Source organism: Micromonospora sp. NPDC000121 (genome assembly GCF_042899165.1).
GTDB lineage: Bacteria > Actinomycetota > Actinomycetes > Mycobacteriales > Micromonosporaceae > Micromonospora.
Window position 1 is genome coordinate 846,503 of sequence record NZ_JBIAZP010000001.1, and the last position, 21,356, is coordinate 867,858.

At 74.2% G+C, this 21,356-nt stretch carries 17 protein-coding genes; 4 read left to right on the forward strand and 13 right to left on the reverse strand.

Annotated elements, in window-relative coordinates; translation table 11 throughout:
* Nucleotides 1–31: 31 nt before the first annotated feature.
* From ACFY23_RS04175 to ACFY23_RS04185, 3 genes are all read right to left on the reverse strand, one after another.
* Nucleotides 32–1,036: a DUF4352 domain-containing protein gene (locus ACFY23_RS04175; protein WP_350818886.1), complete on the reverse strand. Its 1,005-nt coding sequence runs from the start codon at nt 1,034–1,036 to the stop codon at nt 32–34.
* A gap of 152 nt (nt 1,037–1,188) precedes the next feature.
* On the reverse strand, nt 1,189–1,845 hold the full coding sequence (locus tag ACFY23_RS04180; RefSeq protein ID WP_350677984.1) for a 4'-phosphopantetheinyl transferase superfamily protein: 657 nt from the start codon (nt 1,843–1,845) through the stop codon (nt 1,189–1,191).
* Complete coding sequence (locus ACFY23_RS04185) at nt 1,838–2,950, reverse strand: DNA glycosylase AlkZ-like family protein (protein ID WP_350677982.1); 1,113 nt, start codon at nt 2,948–2,950, stop codon at nt 1,838–1,840. Before ACFY23_RS04185 ends, ACFY23_RS04180 begins: the two co-directional genes overlap by 8 nt.
* Nucleotides 2,951–3,124: 174 nt before the next feature.
* Here ACFY23_RS04185 and ACFY23_RS04190 point away from each other — a divergent pair, with 174 nt between their 5' ends.
* The gene (locus tag ACFY23_RS04190; protein WP_350677980.1) at nt 3,125–3,361 is read left to right on the forward strand and encodes a hypothetical protein; all 237 of its coding nucleotides are present in this window, start codon (nt 3,125–3,127) and stop codon (nt 3,359–3,361) included.
* 16 nt (nt 3,362–3,377) lie between these two features.
* Here the strand turns inward: ACFY23_RS04190 and ACFY23_RS04195 are convergent, their stop codons facing one another.
* The 7 genes from ACFY23_RS04195 to ACFY23_RS04225 form a co-directional block, all read right to left on the reverse strand.
* The gene (locus tag ACFY23_RS04195; RefSeq protein ID WP_350677978.1) at nt 3,378–4,202 is read right to left on the reverse strand and encodes a BPL-N domain-containing protein; all 825 of its coding nucleotides are present in this window, start codon (nt 4,200–4,202) and stop codon (nt 3,378–3,380) included.
* Nucleotides 4,203–4,218: 16 nt separating this feature from the next.
* Nucleotides 4,219–5,547 (reverse strand): heparan-alpha-glucosaminide N-acetyltransferase domain-containing protein, encoded by a 1,329-nt coding sequence (locus tag ACFY23_RS04200; protein WP_350677976.1) that lies wholly within the window; start codon nt 5,545–5,547, stop codon nt 4,219–4,221.
* Nucleotides 5,544–6,347: a BPL-N domain-containing protein gene (locus tag ACFY23_RS04205; RefSeq protein ID WP_350677974.1), complete on the reverse strand. Its 804-nt coding sequence runs from the start codon at nt 6,345–6,347 to the stop codon at nt 5,544–5,546. Before ACFY23_RS04205 ends, ACFY23_RS04200 begins: the two co-directional genes overlap by 4 nt.
* Nucleotides 6,347–7,156, reverse strand: a complete 810-nt coding sequence (locus tag ACFY23_RS04210) for an arginine deiminase-related protein (protein ID WP_350677972.1) — start codon at nt 7,154–7,156, stop codon at nt 6,347–6,349. Before ACFY23_RS04210 ends, ACFY23_RS04205 begins: the two co-directional genes overlap by 1 nt.
* An 82-nt stretch (nt 7,157–7,238) precedes the next feature.
* Entirely contained in the window at nt 7,239–11,318 is a 4,080-nt protein-coding gene (locus ACFY23_RS04215; RefSeq protein ID WP_350677970.1) for a Pls/PosA family non-ribosomal peptide synthetase, read from the reverse strand.
* Nucleotides 11,319–11,591: 273 nt separating this feature from the next.
* Nucleotides 11,592–11,888 carry a hypothetical protein gene (locus tag ACFY23_RS04220; protein WP_350677968.1) on the reverse strand — a complete coding sequence of 99 codons (297 nt, stop codon included), beginning with the start codon at nt 11,886–11,888 and terminating at the stop codon, nt 11,592–11,594.
* A 605-nt stretch (nt 11,889–12,493) separates the two neighbouring features.
* The gene (locus ACFY23_RS04225) at nt 12,494–14,185 is read right to left on the reverse strand and encodes a phospholipid carrier-dependent glycosyltransferase (protein ID WP_350677966.1); all 1,692 of its coding nucleotides are present in this window, start codon (nt 14,183–14,185) and stop codon (nt 12,494–12,496) included.
* Between the two features lie 91 nt (nt 14,186–14,276).
* Here ACFY23_RS04225 and rsmI point away from each other — a divergent pair, with 91 nt between their 5' ends.
* Complete coding sequence (rsmI, locus tag ACFY23_RS04230) at nt 14,277–15,116, forward strand: 16S rRNA (cytidine(1402)-2'-O)-methyltransferase (RefSeq protein ID WP_387035866.1); 840 nt, start codon at nt 14,277–14,279, stop codon at nt 15,114–15,116.
* Between the two features lie 13 nt (nt 15,117–15,129).
* Here rsmI and ACFY23_RS04235 read toward each other — a convergent pair whose 3' ends face one another.
* The gene (locus ACFY23_RS04235) at nt 15,130–16,077 is read right to left on the reverse strand and encodes a hypothetical protein (RefSeq protein ID WP_350684203.1); all 948 of its coding nucleotides are present in this window, start codon (nt 16,075–16,077) and stop codon (nt 15,130–15,132) included.
* Between the two features lie 158 nt (nt 16,078–16,235).
* Between ACFY23_RS04235 and metG the strand changes: the two genes are divergently transcribed.
* Nucleotides 16,236–18,038 carry a methionine--tRNA ligase gene (gene metG, locus ACFY23_RS04240; protein ID WP_350684204.1) on the forward strand — a complete coding sequence of 601 codons (1,803 nt, stop codon included), beginning with the start codon at nt 16,236–16,238 and terminating at the stop codon, nt 18,036–18,038.
* A 105-nt stretch (nt 18,039–18,143) separates the two neighbouring features.
* Here metG and ACFY23_RS04245 read toward each other — a convergent pair whose 3' ends face one another.
* Together ACFY23_RS04245 and ACFY23_RS04250 are read right to left on the reverse strand one after the other, a co-directional pair.
* Nucleotides 18,144–18,995 (reverse strand): alpha/beta hydrolase, encoded by an 852-nt coding sequence (locus tag ACFY23_RS04245; protein WP_350684205.1) that lies wholly within the window; start codon nt 18,993–18,995, stop codon nt 18,144–18,146.
* A gap of 70 nt (nt 18,996–19,065) precedes the next feature.
* Nucleotides 19,066–20,295 carry a hypothetical protein gene (locus tag ACFY23_RS04250; protein WP_350684206.1) on the reverse strand — a complete coding sequence of 410 codons (1,230 nt, stop codon included), beginning with the start codon at nt 20,293–20,295 and terminating at the stop codon, nt 19,066–19,068.
* A gap of 95 nt (nt 20,296–20,390) precedes the next feature.
* On the opposite strand from ACFY23_RS04250, the gene ACFY23_RS04255 reads away from it, so the two are divergent.
* Nucleotides 20,391–21,278: a TatD family hydrolase gene (locus tag ACFY23_RS04255; RefSeq protein ID WP_350684207.1), complete on the forward strand. Its 888-nt coding sequence runs from the start codon at nt 20,391–20,393 to the stop codon at nt 21,276–21,278.
* Nucleotides 21,279–21,356: the final 78 nt, after the last annotated feature.

Below are 21,356 nucleotides of genomic sequence, written 5' to 3' on the forward strand. Positions count from 1 at the left end.
AAAGGACCGGCCTCCCGTCACCAGGCGCGGACTACGGCTTCCAGGAGCCGGCGCTCTCGAACTTGTGCTTGTACTCCAGCGCGCCGTTCTTGTCGCGGACGTCGAACACCACGGTGCCCGCACGCTTGCTGCCCTCGCGCAGGTTGTTGCCGGAGCTCAACGTGTCGCCGCAGCCGGAGAGCGCGCTCGCCAGCCCGTTGGTCGTGGTGCCGTCGCTGGCCACCCACTCGAAGTAGAACGGGTTGATCGAGCCCTTGCCCTTGGTCACCGTGGCGGTGACGTGGGCGATCAGGTACATGCCCTTGTCGGGGTCCGGAGCGTACTCGCGGCAGCCCTTGGTGGCGGTGGTGAACCGGGTGACCGTGACCTCGACCGTCCCTTCCTCGTCGGAGAGGACCAGCGTGTCGCCGGGCTTCATGTTGTAGGTCTCGTCGTCCTCGCCCGGGGCGGCGCTGCTGGCGGGCGCGCCGCCCGGCGCCACGTTGGTGGTCGCCGGGGTGGGCAGGGCCTTCTCCAGGTCGTCCGCCGCCTTGTCGGCGCCGGCGACGACCGCCGCGATGCCGCCGACGCAGCAGAGCAGGGTCAGCACGACCGCCACGATCGCGATGATCAGGACCGTCTTCTTCTTGTTGTTCGGCGGGGCGACCGGCTGCGGCGGGCCGAGCGGGTAGCCGGGCGCGCCGGACGTCACCTGCGGGTACGGCGTGCCGGAGACCGGCGGCTGCGGCATCCCGGACGTCGGCTGATGCGGTGCCGCCCACGGCTCGCCCGGGCCCCCGGACACCGGCGGCTGCGGCGCGCCGGAGACCGGCGGCTGGGGCGCGGCCCACGGGTCGTTGGTCGGCTGCTGCGGCACGGGCGGGAGCGGGGCCCACGGGTCGCCCGCGGGCTGCGGGCCGCCGGAGACCGGCGGCTGGGGCGCATAGCCGCCCTGGCCGGTGGGGAACTGCGGCGTCGGTGCCGGCGGGTACGGCTGCGGCTCCGGGCTCGGCTGGTAGGGATCCTGAGGCCCGTATGGGGGCTGGGGGTGACTCACCGTACTCCTAGGCACCTGACGACGACGGCAAACGCGGGTGACGCTACCGTGCGCGGACAACGGAACATCCTCGCGTCTCCGGCGGCCCGGCGTCGTCCCCTGAACGGGTCCCGTTCGGGTCGAAGGGGCCAGGAAGCCCGTGGCGGGTCGGGTCAGCGGGGCAGCAGCACGGCGGCGGTGCGCACCAGGGCGTCGTCGACGCTGAACCGGCCGGCGACCAGGGCCGGCGGGTCGGCCACCGGGGCGGCGTCGGTCCGGGCCGGCGTGATGCGGGCGGTGAACGTGCCGGCGTCCGGGTCGAGCTCCACCAGCGCGTCGTGGAAGTCCAGCCAGGTGCCGACCACGGGGTGCCACACCTTGTAGACGGTCTCCTTCGCGCTGAACACCACCGCCGGCCAGGAGATCCCCGCCGGCAGGCGGGCGCACCGCTCCTCCTCCTCGGGCAGGCAGATCAGTCGGCGTACGCCCGCGTTGAGCTCCTTGTGCCGCTCGGCGTCGATGCCGATCGACCGGATCTCGGCGCCGCGGGCCACGGCGGCCGCGCAGTAGTCGCGGGTGTGGGTGATGGCGCCGACCACGCCCGCCGGCCAGACCGGCGACCGGTCGGCCGCCGCCGGCACCGGGGCCGCGGGCACGCCGAGCGCCGCCATCGCCCGGCGGGCGCACACCCGCCCGGCGGTGAAGTCGCGCCGACGGCTCTCCACCGCTCGCGCGCTGAGGCACGCCCGCTCGGCCGGCAGCAGCTCGCCCGTCCAGTCCGCCGGCCCGGCCACCGCCACCGCCACCGACGGCGGCAGCAGGTCACGCATCGTCGCCCCCCGAGAGGTACGCCCGCACGCGCGCCCGCTCGGCGTCGAGCCCGCCGGTCGGCACCGGCGGCGACTCCGGCCACAGGTCCACCACCGGCTCGCCGTCGCGGGCCTCCCAGGTGCCCACGATCCGCCCCCGGTGCACCACCACCGGCGAGATCCACCCGGCGGCCCGGCTGACCGAGGCGCGCCGGTCGGCGGGGATGATCGTGGTGTCCTTCGTGCCGGGCCCGAGCACCCACTGGTCGAAGGCGGGCAGCAGGCGTACGGCGTCGTCGGGGCGGGCGGCGGCGATCTCGTCCACGTCGACGGCCCGGGCGTACGCGGGCCGCTCGTCGACGGTCACCGGCACCAGCTCGCCCGCGTCGACGAGGCGGGCGAACCAGCCGCGCAGCGCCGCCCGCTTCGAGCCGCCCCGGCTCAGCCACTGGTCGAAGGTCTCCGCGCTCGCCGGCCCGTACGCGCCGAGCCAGGCCGGCACCACCCGGGACGCGGCCTCCGCCGGGTCGGGCAGGCCGGGCCAGTCGGGCAGCATCGTCTCCGGCCGGGTGAAGGTGACCCGGTTGGCCTCGGCCGGCCCCTGCACCAGCAGGCCCTGCCAGGCCAGTGGCTTGAGCACGGCCCCCCACCCGGAGTCGAGGTGCGCGGCGACCGTCCGGTCGCCGGTGCGCTCCACGATCTCCGCGGTGAGTTGCTCCCGGGTCAGCGTCCGGCCGTCCAGCGCGGCGGCGGCCGCCTCGGCGATCGCCGCGAGCCGGTCCACGGTCACGAAGGCGCGCTGCCACGAGCCCTTCTCCCAGAACCGGCCGGCGGCCAGCAGGGAGAGGCAGGCGGGCGCGTCCTCGACGCGCAGCACGTGCAGGGTGCCGCGCATCGCCCAGGTGCGCAGCAGCCGACGCCGCGCGAGCGCGGCCGCGACCGCCCCGGGCCGGGGGTCGGCCTGTCGGGCGGCGACGGCCTGCTCGGCGGCGGAGGCGACCTGCGCCTGCACGCCGACCAGCCGGCCGACCACGTCGACGGGGTCCACGCCCGCCGGCCGGTGCAGCAGATGCCGGCCGGCCCGCCAGGCCAGCACCTGGTCCACGGTCAGCGTCGTGATGGCCATGGTTGGTGAACGTACCGCAACGGCGTAACGCCGCAGCGTTCCGTGGCGCTGTTGGGGCGTCGCAGGGGGGACGACTCTCATCCATTGTCGACCGTGGTCCGTCGGGGGTGGACCCGCCACGTGAACCGGAGAGGGAGTGCGATGACCGATGGGGTGGAAGGTCCACCGTCCCCCATGGACGACCATGCGCCGCTGACGCCGGGCTGGACCTGCGGCACCTGCGGCGCCGACTGGCCGTGCGCCGCCAAGCGCGCCCGGTTGCTGGAGGAGTACCGGGTCGACCGCGCCATGCTCAGCGTCTACCTGGGCTCCTGCCTCGCGGCCGCCGCCCAGGACCTGACGCCGGCCCCCGGGACCACCCTCCAGGACCGGTTCATCGGCTGGCTGCCCCGGCAGCACCGGCGCGAGTGACGGACGCGCCGGTCGATCAGCTCCCGCCGGACGCCGGGACCCACCCGCCCACCGTGCTCTGGACCAGGTCATGGCCCAGGTCGAGGCGGATGCCGTCCGGGTTGGTCAGCTCGGCGTCGGCGTACCACGACCGGTCGGCCTCGGGGTGCGGTCCCACGAGTCCGACCCGCCCGGCGCCGAACGCGGTGACGACCGCGGCGGGCGTGCCGTTGTCGTAGGTGGCGAGCACGATGCCCGGCGCCCCGGGTCGCAGGGTGAACGTCGGCCCGTCCTGGAAGAACATGTGCCGGGACCGGCCGCGCCACCGGACGGGGACCACCGCGTCGTCGACGCTGTCGACGCTCGCCCCGGCGGTCCTGATGTACTGGCCGACCTTCCCGTCGAGCAGGCCGAAGCCGGGCTGGGCGGCGGCGAGGTACGCCCCCAGGCAGAAACCGAGGTAGTGGCCGCCGTCGCGGACGAAGTCACGGATCTCCTCGGCGTGGTCACGCAGCCTGCGCCAGGCCGGGCCGACGTTGCCGCCGCCGGGCTGGGCGTATACCACCGCCTCGGTCAGCGTGCTCCGCGAGATCGGCCGCTGCTCGTCCGGGCCGCAGTATTCGGTGCGGAACCCGCCCGGCGCGCTGCGCAGGAGAGCGGCCACGGCCTCGGCGCAGCCGGAACAGGCGGCCGGCCCCCGGTAGACCAGCGCCAGCGGCCGATCGCCGTCCCCGGTGACCGCCGACACCCCGGCCAGCCCGAGGGCGGCCAGGGTGCCGGCGGCGCCGGCACCGACGACGAGGCGCCGCCGGTTGATCCGTCGTGTCTCGCCGCGCGGCAGGCCCCACATGGTCCGTCCCATGTCGCACCGCTGCCGTTCAGCCGCGCCAGGTGGCCGCGTGCCGGTCGGCGGGGTGCGGCGCCGGCCGTGCGTACATCCCCATGCCGGCCCGACCGCGCGATGCCCGGCCCGGCCGGGTTGCCAGTCGACCGGCGCCGCGCGAGAGCAGCGTCACGAGCCCTTCCAGCGGGCCACGGCCCGCGGTGGCCCACCACGCCGTCCCGACCAGCACGATGGCCACGACCTGCGCGAGGTATCCGGCCATGGGCTCGAACGAGTCGAGTTCGGAGTTGATGAACACGATGTGCGCGGTGTAGAGCGTCAGCGTCATGCTGCCGGCCGCGGCCAGAGGCACCAGCAGGACGGCGGCCGCCCGCCGTGCCACGTGGCCGAGGAACAGCATGGCGGCGAGCACGGCGACCGCGCTCCCGATCGTGCCGAGCAGATCGAGCGGGGTGCTGGTGTGCGGCGCGTCGACCGCGAGCCACCACCACGTCGAGGTGGGCGTGCGGCCGTCCCCGCCGAACAGGAGGAGTTCCGCCGTCTCGGCCTCGGTCAACCCGCTCCTCGGCTGCGTGAGCCAGATCTGGTGCAAACCCTCGTACCGGTTCAGCAGGATCCACGACGCCACCGGCGCCGCCGCGGCGAGCGCGACTCCGGTGTAGAGCAGGCCGACGATCACCGCGACCCGGGTGAGGGTCAACCGCCCGACCACCAGCCCGGCGCAGAGGTACGCCAGCCAGATCACCGCAGGGAACTCCCCGGTGATCGACAGCTCGGTGAGCAGCACGCCGGGATCGTCGACGAGGTGCGCGAACGCCGGGTTGTCATAGGTCGGTGCCGGCAGCCGCGGCAGCAGGAGCTGGCGGAGCACGGGACCGCCGCCGGCCACGGCGAGGCCGGTGAACGCCACCAACCAGGTCGGCAGGAACACCAGCGGGATGGCCAGCACGAACATCACCGCGTAGAAGGGCAGGATCACCGACGCCAGGGACGCGTCGGCGTAGCCCAGCGCCAACCCGATCGCGCCGATGGCCAGGGCCCGGATGCCGAGCGCCGCCACCGGACCCGCGCCTTCGGTCAGGCGGACCCGCCGTCGGCCGGTCATGAACGCGATACCGACCCCGGCCAGCACGGCGAACAGGGCGGCCGCCCGACCGCCGAAGATCGTGAACGACCAGGTCGGCCGGCCCAGCGCGTCGGAGTCGTAGAGCGAATGCACGGCGATCATCCCGAACAGGGCGACGCCACGCGCGGCGTCCACGCCGAGCAGCCGGGAGCGCCCGACCGACACGTCACCCGTCGCGGGCGGATGGTCGCCGGCCCGGTCCAGGGCGGCGCGGCTGAGGTGAGCGGTCAGTGTCATGGCCTCATCACGGTGTCGATCAGGTCGCAGCCGAGATCCGTGCCGAGCCGGTCGGCGATCGGCAACCCGGCGTCGACGTACCAGTCGTCGGTGGCTTCGGGGTGGGGGCCGACGACTGCGACCCGGCCCGCGCCGAAGGGGGCGACCATCGCGGCGACGGCGCCGTTCGGGTAGGTCGCGAGGACGTCGGCCGCGGCCTCCGGGCGCAGCCAGAAGTACGGGCCGTCCTGGAAGAAGAGCGTCCGCCGCCGGCCGCGCCAGGAGACCCGGACGACGGTGCTCTCCGCCGAGTCGACGGTGGCGGCGGACGAGGCGATGTACTGGTCGGTGTCCCCGGGCAGGAGGTCGAAGCCGGGGGTGGCCCCCGCGAGGTAGCCGCCGAGGCAGATGCCGAGGTAGTTGCCGCCGGAGCGGACGAACTGCCTGACGTCGTCGCGGTGGCGCCTCAGGTGGCGGTAGCCGCGTCGGAGGGTGCCGCCACCGGGCTGGGCGTAGAGCGTCGCCCCGGCCAGGGTCCGCCGGGTCAGCGGCAGGTCCTCGTCCGGCCCGACGTACCGGACGTCGAAGCCCCAACGGCTGGACTTGAGCAGCGCCGCCACCGCCTCCGGGCACCCGGGCAGCGTCGCCGGCCCCCGGTAGACCAGCGCCACCGGCGGCTCCGCGATCAGCGCCACCGGCGGCTCCGCGATCAGCGCCACCGGCGGCTCCGGCAACCCGGGCAGCGGCGAGCGGACCGTCCGGCCACGGCCGGCGAGGGCCCGCCCGGCGGCGAGCAACCGGCCCACCTTCCCCATCGCCATCACGACCCCGCCGGCAGCGGGTTGTCGAGGGTCAGCGCGGTGCAGCGGACCCCACCCCCGCCCTTGGCGAGCTCGGTCGTGTCGAGTTCGACGACCCGCAGGCCGCGCTCACGCAGCGCGGCCGCCAGCCGCGGTGCCCCCCTGGTCATGGTCACGGTCGTGCCGTCGCTGATCAGGTTCAGCGCGAAGCGCGCCGCCTCCTCGACGCGGACCTCGATCAGGTCCATGCCGAGGCCCTGCAGCCGCTGGCGGCTCGGCTCGTCGAGGGCCTCCGGGCAGTAGGCCAGCGTGCGCCCCGGCTCGACCACCCCGACCGCCAAGTCGAGGTCGTACCACTGCTGGCTCACCGTCCGCAGTGGCACGATCTCGTAGCCCAGCTCACGCGCGAGCACGGCGTGCATCCGTCGGTCGGTCCGCTGGCCGTAGCCGGCGAGCAGCAGGTCGCCGCAGGCCAGGGCGTCGCCCTGCCCGCTGAACGGGTACGGCGCCTCCAGCACGTCGAAGTCGTGGTTGATCAGCCACTCCTGGAAGTACGGCAGCTCCGCCTTGCGCTCGGGTGGCGGTGCTCCCAGCACGGCCCGGCGGCCCCGTACCAGCGCGGCGTTCGCGGTGAAGACCATGTCCGGGCACTCCGGCGCCGACGTCACGTACTCGATGCGGCGGCCCGCCGCCCGGTGCGCGGCGACGATGCGCTCGTGTTCGAGGATCGCCACCGCGTGGTCGGGCTGGATCTCGGTGTGCATGTACGGGTTGATCTCGTAGTCGACCCGGAAGTGGACCGCGTCGGAAACCAGCAGTGCCTTGTTCATCGATCGTGCTTTCCTCTCGGTGAGTGGATGGTGGACGGATCGGGCCGCCGCCCGGTGCGAGCCGCAGCCGTACGGCGCGGCATCAGGCCGCCTGCGGTCTGGTGGTGTCGCGGGCGAGCACGCCCTGGGCGGGGATCCCGCGCCACCGGGTCCCGCGGACCAGGTGCTCGCCCTTCATCAGCAGCGAGAGGGAGCCCAACATGACGTCGTCGCCCACGACCGCGTCGTAGAGCACGATCGCGCGGGTGCCGATCGTGGCGCCGGCACCGACCGTGACGACGGACATCTTCATCACCCGGTCCTCGAACAGGTGGGTCTGCAGCGACACCTCGGTGCCCACGGTCGCGTCGTCGCCGATCTCGACCAGGTCGAACTCGGTGATGTACGTCGTGCCGATCCAGGTGCGTCGGCCGACGCGGACCCCGAACCAGCGCAGCACCGGCGGCAGGAACGGCGTGCCGACCAGGAGCCCGATGCCGGCGGGGACCGCCGCGGCCTCGTAGAGGCCGGTGACGAACTCGGTGCGCCGGACGAAGCCGCTCCACAGCGGTTCCACCCGGGGCCGGTAGGTGCCGACGACGTTGCGCTTGGTCGCCGCGCAGAAGGCGATGACGGCGACGCTCGAGGTCATCGCGACGAAGGGCGACACCAGCGCGGGCACGAGCAGGTCCCGGCCGTTGGCGAGCTGGGACAGCGCCAGGAGGTAGAGGTAGAAGCTGGCGCCGAGCACCGACACGGGCAGGGTCGCGCGGAAGAACTCGACGAACAGCCGGCGGGCCACCACGGGGCGCGGCGGGCGGTACGTCACCTCCTCGGAGAAGGAGCCGCTGCTCTGGCGCGCCGGTAGGTGCATCGCCGGTGAGCCCAACCAGGACGTCCCCTCCGGGACGCCGTCGTCGGGCGGGAGCGTGCCGACGCCGATCAGGGACCCCTCGCCCAGCACCGTGCCGGCCGGTACGAACGCGGCGTTGCCGACGAAGGCTCGGTCACCGACCGTGGTGGGCAGGAACGCCATCCGGCCGTTGGCGAACGTCGCGGCGCCGAGGCTGGCCATGTCGGCGACGAAGCTCTCCGATCCCAGGGTGAGCAGGTCCGGGTCCAGGTGTGCGGCGGTGGAGACCTCGGCGCCGCGGCCGACCCGGGCACCGAGCAGTCGCAGCCACGGCCCGGTGTAGAGGGTCGCGTAGAGCGAGTTGGTGAACATCAGGCTGCACTCGAGCAGCTTGTCGGCGATCCACTTGCGTACGCCGAGCATCGAGTGGACGCGGTGGTGGACGCCGACCGGCACCCGCGGCAGCACGAGACGCTTGCCGGCGGCGACCAGCGCGCAGACGGTGAGCACGTAGACGACTCCGGCCGGGATGGTCGCGACCAGGCCGGCGAGCAGGCCCCGGGTCAGCAGCACCCACCACACCAGCGCCACGCTGGGCAGGACCATCGCGATCGCCATGAGTTCCAGTCCGATCGCGCCGACCAGTGCGGCGGCGATGTGGTGCGGGCGCCAGCCACGCCGCAGGCGGCGGTAGCTGAGCAGGGATTCCGCGGTGGGAGCGAGCCGTGGGGTCGGTGCCGGCGGCGAGCCCGCCCAACGTGCCCCGGGCGGCACCGTCTCCCCGTGGACGAGGACGGACTGTTCGCCGAGGCCGGCGTCCTCCCCGACCGAGGCGCCGGGCTCGAGGACCGCGTTCGCGCCGACGAAGGCGTTCGCCCCGATCGTGACCGGCCCGACGACGACCCAGCCGTCCTCCGCCCGCCACGGCCGCAGCGAGACGCCGTATCCGACCGCGGCGTCCGGCCCGATGGAGATCAGGGTCGGCAGGCTGATCGCGCTGGTCGCGATCGTGGTCCGGCGGCCGATCCGGGCACCGAGCAGCCGCAGGTAGGTCGCCATCAGCGGAGAACCGCTGAGCACGGGCAGCGGCCCGACAGCAAGCAGCGTGTTCAACGCCCAGAGCCGGACGTACGTGGGTCCCCACAGGCGGTAGCGGCCGGGCCGGATGCGCGCGGCCAATGGCCGGGCCAGCAGCACCGGCAGCACCCACCGCACGCCGAGGTAGCTGAGCAGGACCGCGACCATCAGCTCCACGAGGACGCGGACGGACACGAAACCGTCGTTGCGGGTGTAGACGTAGGAGACGGGGAGCGTGACCGCCAGCAGCAGCAGGTAGATAACCGCCGCCTGGCCGGACCCGGCCAGCGCGATCCGCCGGCTGCTGTGCCGCAGTGGGGCGGGACGGGGCGCGGCGCTGGGCGCGCCGGCCCGATCGGCGGCGCCGAGATGAGCGGCCATGCCTCGTACGGTCGGGTGGGCGTACAGGTCGCGGACCGCCGGACTCGCGCCGACCTTGCGGGCGCGCAGCAGCGACACCACCCGCGCCGCGAGCAGCGAATGCCCCCCGAGGTCGGCGAAGAAGTCCGCCTCGACCGACAGCGCCTCGGACTCGATGCCGAACGCCTCCGCCCACGCCGCACGCACCTGCTCCTCCAGCTCGCTCGCGGCGGCCACGACCGGGCCGGTGGCGAGGGTGAGCCGGCGGTTCGGCGGGGGCAACCGCTTCCGGTCGACCTTTCCGCTGGGCATGGTCGGCAGCGCGGAGACGACATCCAGGAAGGAGGGCACCATGTAACCGGGCAGCCGGGTCTGCAGCGTCTGGCACAGCCGGGCGACCAGTTCCTCGCGCCCGCCCTCGTCGCTGTCGTGCGCGACGAGGTAGGCGGCCAGCTCGTGGGGGGCGTCCGGGCCGTCGGCGACCGGGACCAGGGCCGCGACGGCCTCGGCCACCCCCGGGTCCTCCAGCAGCACGCTCTCGATCTCGCCGAGGTCCACCCGGTGGCCACGGATCTTGACCTCGGAGTCCGCCCGGCCCAGGTACTCGATCTCGCCCTCCCCGGTGATCCGACCGAGGTCCCCGGTGCGGTACAGCCGACCACCGGGCGGCGCCAGGGCATGCGCGATGAACCGGTCGGCGGTCAGGTCCGGGCGCCCCACGTACCCGCGCGCCACCCCCGGGCCGCCGATGCAGATCTCACCCACCTCGCCGTCGGCGACCGGCTGCCGCTGCTCGTCCAGCAGCACCACGGAGTAGGTCGGCAGGGGCCGCCCGATGGTGACCGGGCGTCCGGGAAGCAGCTCTCCCCAGGTCGCGGTGACCGTGGCCTCGGTCGGCCCGTAGGTGTTGAGGATCCGCCGGCCGGGCCGGCTCCACCGGTCGACCAACTGCCCCGGGCAGGCCTCCCCGCCGACGAGCAGGTTGCGGATCCGGGGCAGGTCGCGCGGAATGGTGGCCAGCAGGGTGGGCACGCAGTAGAGGACGGTGACGCGTGCCTCGTCCAGGAAGTCCGCCAGCTCCGCGCCGAGGCGGCGGGAGTCGTTCGGGCCGGCGACCAGCGTGGCGCCGACCGACCACGTCGGCCAGATCTCCTCGATCGCGAAGTCGAAGGCGATCGTCATGCCCTGGTAGACCCGGTCCGTCGCACGCACGTCGTACACGCCGGGCACCACGTCGAGGAAATTGCAGATGCTCGACTGCGCGACCTCGACGCCCTTGGGCCGACCGCTCGAACCCGAGGTGTAGATCACGTAGGCGCTGGGGTCCTGGGAGCCGCCGAGTTCCGGCCGGTCGGCCGGCCTGGCGGCGAGTTCGGCGGCACACTCGTCGACGACGAGAGCAGGTCGGTCGCCCACCCGGTCGGCGAGCGCCGAGGACGTCAACGTCAGGTCGACGGCGGAATCCTCGGCGATGTAGGCGACCCGGTCGGCCGGGGACTCGGGGTCGATCGGCACGAACGCGGCACCGGCCTTCCCCACGCCCAGCAACGCCACGTACGTCTCGACGGAGCGCTGGAGCAGGATGGCCACCCGCGAGCCGTCACCCACACCGAGCGCGCGCAGGTGGTGGGCCAACCGGTTGGCGCGCTCGTCCAGCTCGCGGTAGGTCAACCGCGCCCCGCCGCATTCGAGCGCGACGGCCGACGGGTTCCGGTCGCACGCGGACTCGAACACGTGGTGCAGGCGCCGCGTGCGCCTGACGGCGCCCTCGTCCCGCGACTTCCGCACGGCATCGACAACCAGCGAGCCGACCGCGGCGCGCGCCTCCGCGTCCGGGAGACGCTCCAGCCGCGGGGGAGACGTGGGCGTACCGGTGAGACCTACCTGTTCCACGGAACCGCGAACCTCCTGCGTCGATCACGAGCGGGCAACCGGCGCCCTGCGGCGGACGACTGTGCCCCCGTCGTCACCGGACCGGTGGCAGGGGTGTCGACAGAAGCCACATGCAGGGCTTGGGCAATGGACAGCGAGACTGCCGTGAAGCCCGCAGGGCGTCACGGAAGTAGCGAATGGTCGTAGCGGGTGCCGGCTGAACCGTCGACCGTCAGCCGGCGCTTCCGCCGGCGGCCGAACCGTCAGCCGGCGCTTCCGCCGGCGGCCGAACCGTCAGCCGGCGCTTCCGCCGGCGGCCGGGCGGGGCCGATCGGTCGCGTGCGGGTGGGGCGCGCCGTCGACATCCCGGGGGCCGCGGGCCGAGTGCGCCGGTCCGGACAGGACGGTGGCGGCGACGGCCGAGCGGTGCGTCAGGGCGCCCGCCGCGGCGCGGACGCCGCTGCGGCGCGCCGGGCGATGTCGCTGCCCGGTGGCGGCGACGAGGGCCGGGGCGGCGACGGCGGGACGGCCGGCGACGGACAGTCCATCGAGGACGGCAGGTGACCCACCGTCGTGAATGTAAACGACCACTCGGACGAGAGTAGGGAGGCAATAAGAGGTTTATGTCGGGTTATGCCACGTTGCGCGAGGGGGAGTTTCCAGAAGGTGAATATCTGGATGAACGGCCTGTGAGGCGACGCCGGTGACGATCGACGCAGCCGGTCGGATACCGAATGGCCGGGCATAAAACACGCGCCCCGGAGGGAGACGGTGGGCCGGACGAACCGGACCGGCGATGGTCTCGGTCCGGTTCCCTGCTCGATGTCCGGGTCGGACGGTTCGGTCGCGGAGGTCGCGCCGCCCGCCGGTCAGGGGTTGGCCGATGGGGAACCGGGTCGGCTGCCGACCTGCGGGTGGCCGCCGATCCGCACCGTTTGCGCAGGATGACGGACCGTAAGATGCCGGATGTAAACCATCCGTTCGGTGTCGCGTAGGTCGGAAATCTGACCGAAGTCGACCCGTTGTGCCAGTGGTGTGGGGTGGTTAAGCTCTTCATGCGCGCCCCAATCGCCCGCTTCCCCCGTGGCAGGCGATCGGGGCGCGCTTCTATGTCGACGGGCCCGCACGCCACCGCGTGCGGGCCCGTTCTCGTGCGTCCGCCGCGGCCCGGAGCCGCGGCGGGTCGCGCGTCGTCGTCAGATCCAGCGGCCGTCCAGCCACATCCGCGCCGACCACTCGGCGTACGGGAGCAGCTTGCCGACGAAGATCGGATAGAAGTACGCGGAGCAGAGCGCGACCAACAGGACGTACGCCCCGGCGATCACCCCGCCCACGAGCCGGCGGTCCTGGCCGGCGTCCGGCGGCGCGAGGGTGCCGCCCCCGGACGGGCCGGCGGGGGTGACGATCGCGCCGAGCACGTAGACCACCGCCAGTACCAGGAACGGCAGCGCCGGCGCGGTGTAGAAGGAGAACATCGTCCGGCCGTCCAGCGCGAACCAGAACCAGGGCAGCAGACCGGCCGCCACGACGAGCAGGATCGCGCCGGCCCGCCAGTCCCGCCGGGCCAGGCCCAGCCACGCCAGCGCCACCAGGGCGGGCAGGAACGACCACCAGAGCAGGGGCGTGCCGAGCAGCAGGACCTCCGAGGCGCAGCTCGGCGCGCCGCAGGCTCCCTCGCCCGACCAGTAGAAGGCGACCGGCCGGCCCAGCAGCAGCCACTGCCACGGCCACGACTGGTACTTGTGCGGGTCGTCCAGGCCGGTGTGGAAGCCGTACGCCGCCTTGTGGTACTCGACGAGGTTGTGCAGCGCCCCGATGACCGGGGTGTCGCTCAGCGGGGCGTTCGGCCACCGCTGCCCGTCGACGACCCGGTAGTAGCCGTCGTCGCCGAGCAGCCAGCCGGACCAGGTGGCGACGTAGGTGACCACCATCAGCAATCCGGCCAGCACCAGCCAGGGCAGCTCGTCGAGGGCGGTGTCCCGCCACGGTCGCCGGGCGCCCGCGGAGCGGCGGACCCCGACCTCCCAGAGGATCACCAGCAGCGCGAACACGGGCAGGAAGTAGAGCGCGCTCCACTTCACCGCGCAGGCGCAGCCGAACAGCACGCCGGCGGCCAGCCGCCACCACGGCCAGTTCCGCCAGCCGCCCGCCGGCCGCCCGGCCCGCCCCGGCCGGCCCGGGTCGAGGCCCGCCTCCAGCGCCCGGGCCCACCTGCGCCGCCGGGCGTCCCGGTCGAGCACCAGGGCGCCGAACGTGGCCAGCACGAAGAACAGCAGGAAGATGTCGAGCAGCGCCGTGCGGGACAGCACCAGGTGGAAGCCGTCCAGCGCGAGCAGCAGGCCGGCGGCGCAGCCGAGCGTGGTCGAGCGGAACATCCGCCGACCGATGCGGACCAGCATCAGCACCGACAGGGTGCCGACGACCGCCGCCGAGAACCGCCAGCCGAACTCCGGCGCGGTGGTCACCAGGTGCCCGGGCACCGAGATGCCGTGCTCGGCGTCGGAGTAGCCGAAGGCCCACTCGCCGAGCCCGATCAGCCACTTGCCCAGCGGCGGGTGGACGACGTACGAGGGGCCGTCGTCCTTGTAGTTCCACTCGACGCCCTTGTCGACCAGGGCCCAGCCCTCGCGGGCGTAGTAGATCTCGTCGAAGATCTTACCGGGCGGGTGGCTCAGGCCGACGAACCGCAGGATCGCCGCGATCGCGACGATCACGCCGGTGGCCAGCCAGGAGCGCCCGTCCAGCCGGGCCTCCACGCTCCCGAGCCGGCGCCGGACGATGCCGGGAACACCGCCGCCGGGAGTCGGGGAGGACCCCTCCGCCGCCGCCCCCGTCGTGGGATCCGATCCCGCCTGGCCCGCGCTCTGTGCTGTCGACGCACTCGTCACCCGGCGATCGTAGGCTGCGGAGGTGCCCGGTGGCGCCCGTCGTCTCCGATACCGGCACCCCTGTCGATGAAGGAGCCGTTCCGTGGGTGAAATGTCCGACACCGGGCGCCTGATCCTCCTCGGCGCGCCGCTCGGCAACCCGGCCGACGCCTCGGCCCGCTTCCGCGAGGTGCTCGCCACCGCCGACGTGGTGGCCGCCGAGGACACCCGCCGGCTCACCCGCCTGGCCCGCGACCTGGACGTCACCGTCGGGGGCCGGATCGTCTCCTACTTCGAGGGCAACGAGGAGCGGCGCACGCCCGAGCTGGCCGACGTGCTGACCGCGGGCTACGTGGTCGCCCTGGTCACCGACGGCGGCATGCCGAGCGTCTCCGACCCCGGCTACCGGCTGGTCCGGGCCGCACTGGACGCCGGCGTGCCGGTCACCGCCGCGCCCGGCCCGAGCGCCGTCACCACCGCGCTGGCGCTGTCCGGGTTGCCCTGCGACCGGTTCTGCTTCGAGGGCTTCCTGCCGCGTACGCCCGGCGCCCGCCGGTCCCGGCTGCGGGCGCTCGCCGCCGAGGAGCGGACGCTGGTCTTCTTCGAGGCGCCACACCGGATCGCCGGCGCGCTCGCCGACCTGGCCGCCGCGTTCGGCGCCGACCGGCCCGCCGCGCTGTGCCGCGAGCTGACCAAGACGTACGAGGAGATCGTCCGCCGCCCGCTCGGCGAGCTGGCGGACTGGGCCGCCGCGGGGGAGCCGCGCGGCGAGATCACCCTCGTCGTGGCGGGCGCGCCCGAGACCGCCCCGGAACGGCCCGACGACGACACGCTGCGCGCCGCCGTCGCCGCCCGGGAGGCCGCCGGCCTGTCCCGGCGGGACGCGATCACCGAGGTCGCCACGGAGTACGCCCTGCGCCGGCGCGACGTCTACGGCGTCGTGCACGCCTGACGCGCGAGGCGGCTCACCAGGCGGCGACGAGGAAGCCGAGGGCGATCACCAGCGGGCCGGCCACGGCGCCGGCGACCGCCCAGCGGCGGGCCCGGGGGTCGGCGAGCCGGGTGGCCCCGGTCCACCGGGCGATCCCGGCGCAGCAGCCCAGCACCACCAGCAGGCCGAGCAGCCAGCGCAGGTGCCCGGCCACCCCGCCGTCCGCGTACGCGGTGCCGCCGTCCGGGCCGGTCATCCGGGCCGGCAGCGTCGAGCCGGTCGCGGTCCGCTCCTCGGCCACCCCGCTGACCCGTACGCCGTGCGCGATCCACGGCTCGCCGGCGGGGGCGAAGTTGCCCCGGCAGCGCTGGGCGAGCCCGCCCCCGGTGCAGTCGACGATCACCACCGTGCCCCGGGTGGCGTGCCCCACCGCCAGCCAGAACGGCCCCGCGCTGACCCAGGCGAAGAAGGCCGCGACCAGGCTCAACGCCAGCAGCACGGCCAGCCCCGGCAGCGGGTCGGGCGGGCGCGGGGCGCGCCGGGCCCGCCGGTCCCCGTCCCGGGACGACCGCTGCGCCTCGTGCGGCGGCACCTCCCTGATCGGCGTGCCGTCCCAGTGCACCTGCTCGATCGGCGGCCAGTACGCGTCGTCGTCGGACGTACCGGCGGGGTCGTCGCCGTCCGGCGTACCGCCGTCGGCGGGGCGTCCCGGGCGGGCGCGGTGGGACTGGCGGACCGGGACCCGGCGCGGCACGGCGTCGACCGGCGCCCCGGTCGTGGGTTCGACCTCGGCGGCCGGCTCGACCGACCCGGCGGGGTCGCTGGGTGGCCCGGCGGGGTCGGCGGGCGGCTCCGCCGGCGCGGCGGCCGGGACCACCCGCGGATGCGGCGCGACGGTGCCGCGCGATGCGCCCGCCGTACCGCCGTCCGGCGGGCCGGAGGGCCGGTCGTCGTGATCCCGGGCCGTTCGTCTGCCAGTCACGACGTTCATTGCACCCCGCCACCCGCACGCAGACGGGCAGGTCAGGCCGCGTGTCGACGACAAATCGGACAAATAGCCGACCCGGTCCGGCCGGTCCGCCGACCCGCGAGCCCTATTGGTTCGCGGTCACCCGAAGCGGGTCACTAGGCTTGCTGGTCATGAGTCACGTTCTCGCGGCGGTTGCCTGGCCGTACGCCAACGGCCCGCGCCACATCGGCCACGTATCCGGTTTCGGCGTTCCCTCCGACGTCTTCAGCCGGTACATGCGGATGGCCGGCCACGACGTGCTCATGGTGTCCGGCACCGACGAGCACGGCACCCCCATCCAGGTGCAGGCGGACGCCGACGGCGTCACCCCGCGCGAACTGGCCGACCGGTACAACCGGGTGATCGTCGAGGACCTGCACGGCCTCGGGCTCTCCTACGACCTGTTCACCCGCACCACCACCCGCAACCACTACGCCGTGGTGCAGGAGCTTTTCGAGGGGATGTACCGCAACGGCTACATCGTCCCGAAGACCACCATGGGCGCGATCTCCCCGTCCACCGGCCGGACCCTGCCCGACCGCTACATCGAGGGCACCTGCCCGATCTGCGGCTACGACAGCGCCCGCGGCGACCAGTGCGACAACTGCGGCAACCAACTCGACCCCATCGACCTGATCGACCCCAAGTCGCGGATCAACGGGGAGACCCCGAAGTTCGTCGAGACCGAGCACTTCTTCCTGGACCTGCCCGCCCTGGCCGAGGTGCTGCGGCAGTGGCTGGACACCCGGGAGGGCTGGCGGCCGAACGTGCTGCGCTTCTCGCGGAACCTGCTCGACGACCTCCAGCCCCGGGCCATCACCCGCGACCTGGAGTGGGGCGTGCCGATCCCGCTCGACGGCTGGCGGGACCGCCCCGACAAGCGCATCTACGTCTGGTTCGACGCGGTGATCGGCTACCTCTCCGCCTCGATCGAGTGGGCCCGCCGCTCCGGCGACCCGGAGGCGTGGCGCAGGTGGTGGTCCGCCGACGCCGAGGGCAAGGACGCCCGCGCCTACTACTTCATGGGCAAGGACAACATCGTCTTCCACTCGGTGATCTGGCCGGCGCTGCTGTCCGGCTACTCCGGCGAGGGCGACCGCGACGGCGAGTCGGGCGAGCTGGGCCGGCTCAACCTGCCCACCGAGGTGGTCTCCAGCGAATACCTGACCATGGAGGGGCGCAAGTTCTCCTCCTCCCGACGGGTCGTCATCTACGTCCGCGACTTCCTGGAGCGGTACGACGCCGACGCGCTGCGCTACTTCATCGCCGCCGCCGGCCCGGAGAGCAACGACACCGACTTCACCTGGGCCGAGTTCCTCCGCCGCAACAACGACGAGCTGGTCGCCGGCTGGGGCAACCTCGTCAACCGCTCCATCTCGATGGCGGCGAAGAACTTCGGCGCGATCCCGCCGGTCGACCCGGCCGGGCTCACCGAAGCCGACGAGGCCCTGCTCGCCGTCGCCCGGGCCGGCTTCGCGACGGTCGGCGACCTGATCGCCCGGCACCGCCAGAAGCAGGCCATCGGCGAGGCGATGCGGGTGGTCGCCGAGGCCAACAAGTACCTCTCCGAGCAGGCCCCGTGGAAGCTCAAGGGCGAGGCCGACAAGCCCCGGATGGGCACCATCCTGCACGTCGCCCTCCAGGTTGTCAGCGACGCCAACACACTGCTCACCCCGTTCCTGCCGCACTCCGCGCAGAAGGTGCACGAGCTGCTCGGCGGCACCGGGGTGCACGCCCCGATGCCGGTCATCGAGGAGGTCGACGACCTCGACGGCGGGCCCGCGTACCCGGTGCTGACCGGCGACTACTCGGTCGGCGCGCGCTGGGAGTCCGTGCCGCTGGAGGTGGGCCGGGCGCTGGCCGCGCCGAAGCCGGTCTTCCGCAAGCTCGACCCGTCGATCGTCGACGAGGAGCTGGCCCGCCTGGCCGGCTGATCCCGAGCGTGCCGACGGGCGCGGCCCCGAGGGGGTCGCGCCCGTCGTCGTCCGCGCCCGTCGTCGTCCGCGCCCGTCGTCGTCCGCGCCCCGGGGGCGGGGCGGTCAGGCCCGCGCCATCGCCGGCGCGCCGATGAAGTCCATGATGCTGCGGTTCACCTCGAACGCGTTCGTCCAGGGGATGCCGTGCGGCGCGCCCTTCAGGGTGACCAACTGGCTGCCGGCCAGCAGCGGTTGCAGCCGCTGCCCGGTCTTCGGGTACGGCAGCACCGCGTCGGCGTCGCCCTGCACGATCAGCACCGGCACGTCGATGCGGGACACGTCGCCCCGGAAGTCGGTCTGCCAGGCGTCCACGCAGTCGTGCGTGCCCTTCGCCGAGGCCCGGGAGCCGATCTCCCAGTGCGCCCGGAACGCCTCCTCGCTGACCAGCCTGCCCCTGTTCTCCTGGTAGTTGAAGAACGCCTCGCAGAAGGTGGTGAGGTACGCGAAGCGGTCGTCGACGATGGCCTGCTGGAAGCCCTGGAAGAGGCTCTTCTCGACCCCCTCCGGGTTGTCGGAGGTCTTCAGCAGGAACGGCGCGAGCGGGGCCAGCAGCACCGCCCGGTCGACCCGCTGCGAGCCGTACACGCCCAGGTAGCGGGTCACCTCGCCGGTGCCCATCGAGTGGCCCACCAGGATCGCGTCGCGCAGGTCCAGCTCGGTCATCAGCAGGTCGAGGTCGGCGGCGAACGTGTCGTAGTCGTACCCGAACGCCGGTTGGGCGGAGGCGCCGAAACCCCGCCGGTCGTACGTGATCGTCCGGTATCCGGCGGCCAGCAGCGGCCCGGTCTGCTTCTCCCAGGTCGCCCCGTTGAACGGGAAGCCGTGGATCAGCACGATCGGCTGACCGGAGCCGTGGTCCTCGTAGTACAGGTCGATGGGGGCGGAGTTCTCCGTCCCCACGGTGATGAACGGCATGCGCGTCTCCTGGTCCCGTGACGGTCCGACGCGTGCGGGTTCCCAACCCGTCCTCGGATATGCCGCCGGGTCAGAGCCGGTACGGCAGGTCCACCACCCGGTCCTCGGCGACCTCGGCGGACGGCGCCCACGCCTCGTAGACGCCCCGCTCCTGGCACTGCGCCCCGGTCTCCGCCACCGCGTCCGGATCCGGTCGGCGCAGCCGCAGGCGGAGCCAGCCCGTCTCCTCCCGCAGCACCAGGCAGGGCACGCCCCGCCAGTCAGCCAGCCGCAGCCGGCGGGCCGCCCACTCCACCGGGTACCGGGCGGCGCGGGTCATCGCCAGCACCCGGAACCCGCCCGGCAGGTCGGCCACCGCCTCGTACTCGCCGCCGGCGAAGCCACCGACCAGCCGGGTGGAGCGGGGCGCCTCGCCCGTCGGCACGTACTCCTGGTCGGGGGAGAGCCCCGGCACCGCCGCGAGCAGGTGCCGCCACTGCGGGCCGACCATCCGCAGCCAGCCGCGCTGCTCGGCCTGGTAGCTGTAGAGCACCACCTCCGAACCGTCTCCCGGGTAGGCGAGCAGGGTGGCGTTCGCCGGCATCGGCAGGTCCGCGAAGTCCCGCGTGACGAACTCCGGAACGAGCTGTCCGTTGCTCGGCGCGAACCCCGTGCCGAGGACCGCCGCGCCGAGCCGGTCCCGGGGCGCCAGCGCCGTCAGGCCGCGGTGCGCCTCGCCGACCGGCACGTCGTAGTCGTCCGGGTCGGCGGCCCGCCAGCGCAGCGCGTAGGTCACGTCCGCGCCGTCGCGGCCGTCCGAGCCGTCGGTGCGCAGCACGGTCGTCGCCGCCGGGGTACGCAGGTGCGCCACGTCGTGCTCCCGGTAGCAGAAGCCGTGCGGCAGCCAGCCCCGCACGTGCCCGGCGAGCTGCCGGGCGGAGAGCACCTTCACCATGCGGGTGCCACGCCGGACCACCGCCGAGGCACGCACCGCCGTCAGCGTCGGGTCACCGGCCGCCGACGGCTGCTGGCTGAGCTGCTGCACGTACGACCAGCCCCGCTCCCGGTGCAGCGGCACCAGCAGCGGCGCCTCCGGCTCCTCGACCGGCTCCGTCACCGGACGCACGTCGGTGACCTCGGTGGCGTGCACGAACTTGCGCCACGGCCGGGTCGTGCCCGGCCGGGTCCACTCGAAGCCGGGCGCCTCGGCGGCGCTGGACAACTCGTACGCCGCGCCCCGGGCGATCTCCTCCGCCGGGTACACCGCGCCCCCGTACGTGACGCTGAGGCCGTTGCCGCTGGTCTGAGGGGTGACGGTCACCCCGCCGACGCTAGGCCCGGCATGTGCCGAGTCGGTGAACGGCCGGTGGCGTCCCCGCGACGCGGGCCGCCGACGGTGTGTGATGCTGGCCTGCGATGAGCGAGCCCACCGAATCCCGCAAGCAGCGCGCCGCCCGCCGGGCCGGGGAGTTCCCGCCCGCCCCCGAGCCGCTGCCCCGTCCCGTGCTGGACAGCCACACCCACCTCGACATCACCGTCAGCGAGGCCGGCGTGCCCGGCGGGGGCACGACGGACGACCCCGTCGCCGCGGCCGTCGCCGTCGCCGCCTCGGTCGGCGTGGACCGGCTCGTGCAGGTCGGGGTGGACGTGGCCTCGTCCCGCTGGGGCGCCGACGCCGCCGACGCCCACCCCGCCGTGCTGGCCACCGTGGCGCTGCACCCGAACGAGGCGCCCCGCCTGGCCGACCTCGACGAGGCGCTGCGCGAGATCGAGGCGCTCGCCGCCCGCGACCGGGTACGCGGCGTCGGCGAGACCGGAATGGACTTCTTCCGCACCGGGGAGGAGGGGCGGGCCGTGCAGGAGGAGAGCTTCCGCGCGCACATCGCCATCGCCAAGCGGTACGGCAAGGCGCTGGTCATCCACGACCGCGAGGCCCACGCCGACGTGCTGCGGATCCTCGACGACGAGGGCGCCCCCGACACCGTGGTGCTGCACTGCTTCTCCGGCGACGCCGACTTCGCCGCCGAGTGTGTCCGCCGCGGCTACCTGCTCAGCTTCGCCGGCACGGTCACCTTCGGCAGCGCCGGGGCGCTACGCGAGGCCGCCGCGCTGACCCCGCTCGACCAGATCCTGGTGGAGACCGACGCGCCGTACCTGACCCCGATGCCGCACCGCGGCCGGCCCAACGCGTCGTACCTGATCCCGCTGACGGTCCGGTCGCTGGCCGAGACGACCGGCGCGGACCTGGACGACCTCTGCGCCGCCATCTCCGCCACCGGCGACCGCGTCTTCGGCCCGTGGTGACCTCCGCGCCGACGCCGCCGAGCCGGGTGGTGAGGCCCGGCGGGTCCCCCGCCACGGGCCCCCTCCGCACACCCGCGC